The organism is Psychromonas sp., from assembly GCF_041586535.1.
In the GTDB taxonomy this organism is placed as follows: Bacteria; Pseudomonadota; Gammaproteobacteria; order Enterobacterales; family Psychromonadaceae; genus Psychromonas.
This window is the reverse complement of record NZ_JBFGZY010000204.1, coordinates 1-4,367: the sequence shown is the minus strand read 5'-3', so window position 1 is coordinate 4,367 and position 4,367 is coordinate 1. Positions and strand designations below refer to the sequence as shown.

At 44.0% G+C, this 4,367-nt stretch carries 4 protein-coding genes and 1 pseudogene; all 5 read right to left on the bottom strand.

Going from position 1 to position 4,367, the window contains the following annotated elements:
- The coding region (locus ABZA00_RS16410) for a symmetrical bis(5'-nucleosyl)-tetraphosphatase (RefSeq protein ID WP_372883228.1) at positions 1-807 on the bottom strand (807 nt) is incomplete at its 3' end.
- Positions 808-812: 5 nt separating this feature from the next.
- Complete coding sequence (rsmA, locus tag ABZA00_RS16405; RefSeq protein WP_372883227.1) at positions 813-1,622, bottom strand: 16S rRNA (adenine(1518)-N(6)/adenine(1519)-N(6))-dimethyltransferase RsmA; 810 nt, start codon at positions 1,620-1,622, stop codon at positions 813-815.
- 92 nt (positions 1,623-1,714) lie between these two features.
- Entirely contained in the window at positions 1,715-2,701 is a 987-nt protein-coding gene (gene pdxA / locus ABZA00_RS16400) for a 4-hydroxythreonine-4-phosphate dehydrogenase PdxA (RefSeq protein WP_372883226.1), read from the bottom strand.
- Between the two features lie 6 nt (positions 2,702-2,707).
- Positions 2,708-4,021: a peptidylprolyl isomerase SurA gene (gene surA / locus ABZA00_RS16395; RefSeq protein ID WP_372883225.1), complete on the bottom strand. Its 1,314-nt coding sequence runs from the start codon at positions 4,019-4,021 to the stop codon at positions 2,708-2,710.
- A 10-nt stretch (positions 4,022-4,031) separates the two neighbouring features.
- Positions 4,032-4,367 (bottom strand): annotated as a pseudogene (locus ABZA00_RS16390) (LPS-assembly protein LptD); the annotation flags it as partial.

Here is a 4,367-nt window from a genome sequence, read left to right as displayed (position 1 = left end):
CGGGCAAGCTAAAGAAAATATTTTTTTATCTTGCCAGCGTAACATGGTCAGACTATTTCCCCATACACAACCCGTATCTAATCCATAAAAGCCTTCAACTGTCACTTGGCCTAATAATGAAGCCCAGTGCCCAAAAGTTATTTCGCTGCTTTTATCCAGAGTATCAATTTCAAACCAGGGTTTAAGAAGGGGGTTATCACTCTTCTTAGGTGCAAGCTTAATGGATAAATCCAGAGAGCCGTCCGGCAGGCAGTAACGCATTCTGGTCAAGACGTTAATAATAAAACGCAGGCGCTCAATCCCTTGGAGATTTTCAGACCATGAGGCAGGGTGATTACCATACATCTTTTCCAGTAAAACTTTAAACTGGTCTCCATGGAGAATGGTTTCCACCTCTTTGGCGTACTGTTCCGCCTGGCTGGTAGTCCACTGTGGTGAGATCCCGGCATGCACCATCACAAAATGACATTCAGGATGGCGCAGAAAAAGTGGCTGTAAACGTAACCAGGTCAGTAATTCATCGCAGTCGGGGGCATTTAATAACGCGCCCAATTGATCACTGTTCTTTTCAGCATGGATCCCCTGATGGATCGCCAGAAGATGCAGTTCATGATTGCCCAGTACGATCTTTGCACCATCCCCTAAGCCTTTAACAAAACGTAATGTCTGTAATGATTTTGGTCCTCGACCGATAAGATCCCCGGTTAGCCACAGCTGATCTTTGTTTTTATCAAACTGCGCCAATTCCAACAGAGCCTGCAGCTCATCAAAGCAGCCGTGGACATCTCCAACTATATAAGTAGCCATCTTTATTAACTTTCTTTTAAATCAAAAACATAATTGGCAATATTAACGTACTCTTGAATGCTGATATTTTCTGCACGTTTGCTTGTATCAATGCCAATCTCCTGCAACTGTTCAACGGTTAACAGATCGCGCAAACCATTACGAATGGTCTTGCGACGCTGGTTAAATGCCATTGAACAAACCTGGTTCAGGGTCTTTAAGCTTTTTGCGACAAAGGGCGGGGTATCATAAGGCTCTAAACGAACAACTGCAGAGTCTACCTTAGGCGCAGGTTTAAAAGCCGTTGGCGGCACTTCCAATACCGGAATCACGCGGCAATAATATTGTGCCATAACCGTTAAACGCCCGTAGGCTTTGCTGTTCGGGCCGGCGCAAAGACGATTTACCACCTCTTTCTGTAACATAAAGTGCATATCGGAAATTTTGTCTGCATATTCAAATAAATGAAACATCAGCGGGGTAGAGATGTTATAGGGTAAGTTACCAAAAACGCGCAGTGGTTTATCTGCACTGGCTAACTGCCCAAAATCAAACTGCATGGCATCCGCCTGAGTTATCTTCAATTTTTCGCCCAGTAGCGGATGCTCAGCTAGGCGTGCAGCTAAATCTCTGTCGAGTTCGACGACATTTAAACATTTTACTTTGCTTGCGACCGGCTCGGTTAAGGCACCTAATCCGGGACCGATTTCGACGATGTTATCTTCCCATTGCGGAGCGATGGCCGCAACAATAGAGTCAATAATATAATCATCGTGCAGGAAGTTCTGCCCGAAACGTTTGCGCGCGGTGTGTCCTAAGTGGGTTTTATCATTCATTTAATTTTGCCTTGTTTCGTATTGCAGAGTATCAAGCAGCTCAATTTTACCGGGGTAAATTTTATGATTGAATGTTTGATACTGTGCTTTTATTATTTGTTGGTACTTTGCATCATGGTGATGGCTTCATTGACTGCGCATAATAAGCTGCTTGGATCTGCTTTACCTGTACCAGCTAACTCTAATGCGGTGCCATGATCCACTGAGGTGCGGATAAAGGGTAAGCCTAAGGTGATATTGACCGATTTACCAAAGCCTTTATATTTTAAAACAGGTAAGCCCTGGTCGTGATACATAGCCAAAACAGCATCTGCATCGCTTAAATATTTTTCCTGAAATAAGGTATCTGCCGGCAGGGGGCCGATTAGGTTGATCCCCTCCGCACGTAATTTATCCAATGCCGGTTCGATTGTTTCAATCTCTTCGCGGCCCATATGACCGCCTTCACCGGCATGCGGGTTTAAACCACAAACATAAATACGCGGTTTTTCAATCGCGTATTTTTTCTGTAATTCCCGGTGCAGTACATGAATTATTGTTGTTAAACGGGATTCGGTAATCGCGGCGGAAACATCGGCTAAAGGCAGGTGTGTTGTCACCAGTGCGACACGCAGGCCCGTTGTTGCCAGCATCATCACCACCAGATCAACATTGGCTTGCTCGGCAAAAAATTCAGTATGACCGCTAAAGGCGACACCTGCTTCGTTGATAATACCTTTATGAACCGGGCCCGTGACCAGTGCTGAAAACTCGCCGGATAAGCAGCCCCGGCTGGCCAGGGTAAGGGTATCTAAAACAAATTGTGCATTGAGGCTATTTAATTTTCCGGCCTCAACCGGTGCCTGTAGTGCAATATGAGCGACCTTTAATGTGCCGGCCTGACTGGCCTGAGCAGGCACTAGCTGATCATAATCAAGCAGACTTACTTTTTCATTCAGTAAAGCTGCGCGTTCAGCTAATAAGTTTTTGTCTGTACAAATAATTAATTCTACCGGCCAGGATTGTCTGGCAAGTTGCAGAATTAAGTCCGGACCAATACCGCCCGGTTCACCGGCAGTGATAATTAAACGCTTAACCATTCTCATTTACTCGATAATATACTTTGGATTATTTATTTTAATGTAGGCTTCCTGACGAATCTCATTCATCCAGGCGTAAACTTCTGCCGGAAAACGCTGCTGAAATAACATGCTGTAAGCCTTTTGCTTGGTAGCTTGTACTGTGGTATCTGATTCACGTTTACCGATAACTTCCAGAATGTGCCAGCCATGCATGGTGCGAAATGGCTGACTGATCTCTCCAATAGGCAGGGAAAGTGATAAATCTCTGAACTCAGGAACGTACATATTGGGATCTGCCCAGCCCAGTTCGCCACCTCTAACAGCAGAGCCCGGATCCTGAGAAAACTCTTTAGCCAGCGCGGCAAAGGTTTTTCTGCCACTTATAATATCACGACGGTAACCGCTTAATAATTGTTCTGCTTTCTCGTCGCTTAGAATGATATTGGATTTGATCAGGATATGTCGTGCATTGACTTCAGCCGTCATCACGCTTGCAGCGCCTTTTATATCCAGTATTTTAATGATATGCACACCAAGATCTGATTTAAACGGGCCGATCACATCACCTTTAGTGGTACTTTGTTCATTAAATAAATTTGCGAATAAGGTTGGCATTTCATTGATTGTTCTCCAGCCCCAATCTCCGCCCTCAGATGCTTTCGGACCTTGAGAGTTAAGAATCGCTAACTGGGAAATATCATCGCCACGCTTAATTTTGTTGAGCAGTTCCTGAGCTTTTTGCTCTACGCGTTGCTGCTCCTGGGGCGAACTGTCCTTATCTAACCTAAGCATAATATGAGCAAAATTAAACTGGGTATTTTTTTGTCCGGCTGCATTAATCCGTTTTACCATCTGTTCAACTTCCTGATCAGAAATAGTTATACGGCGGCGAATCTCAATTTGACGAATTTCATTGATGGTTAATTCGTCACGGATATTATCAACAAATGCACTATAATTTTTGCCCTGTTTTTCAAGCCGAGACTGCAGCTGCGCAAGTGTCAGGCCCTCTTTTTGAGCTATTTGCTGTAGTGTCTGCTGCAGTTGCGCATCATTTATGCGCAATCCGATCCGCTTGGCAATTTGTAATTGCAGACGGTCACTGATCAGTTTGTCCAGAATCTGTCTGGTTAGTTCATCGCCAGCCGGTAATGGTTGATCGCTATTTTTGTAGCGCTCGCGAATTTCCTGCTCCATACGCTGCACATCACTACTTAAAATAACCTCTTGATTAACAACAGCTTCTATTTTGTCTAATGATACGCTTTGGGCAAACGCCTGCGTCGCACTTAATGAGACAAAAATTAAAGGCAGAAGAATATGTTTGATAACTTTCATTTTTTTTCCATTATTGTAAGTAAAAAGGGCGACCGTAATCGAACAAACTGTCATTACTGGTGCTGCTTCCAGCGCCGCCTAATCCAGTCAGTTCAAAGTTCACTTTAAAGCTCTGCTCTGTTTCATAATCTTCTTCCTCAGCAGATGCTTCCATGTACTGCTCGTAGGAGAAACTGATTGCCCAACAGCATGACTGATATTTAAAGCCAATAATACTCTCGTAGGCGTGATTATAATCCAGATCATAATAATAACTGAGAAAAGAGGTCCATTGGGAATTGATTGCCCAATTGACTTTACTGCCCAGCTGATTAATTTTTACATCCCACTCTTCATCGGCCGGATT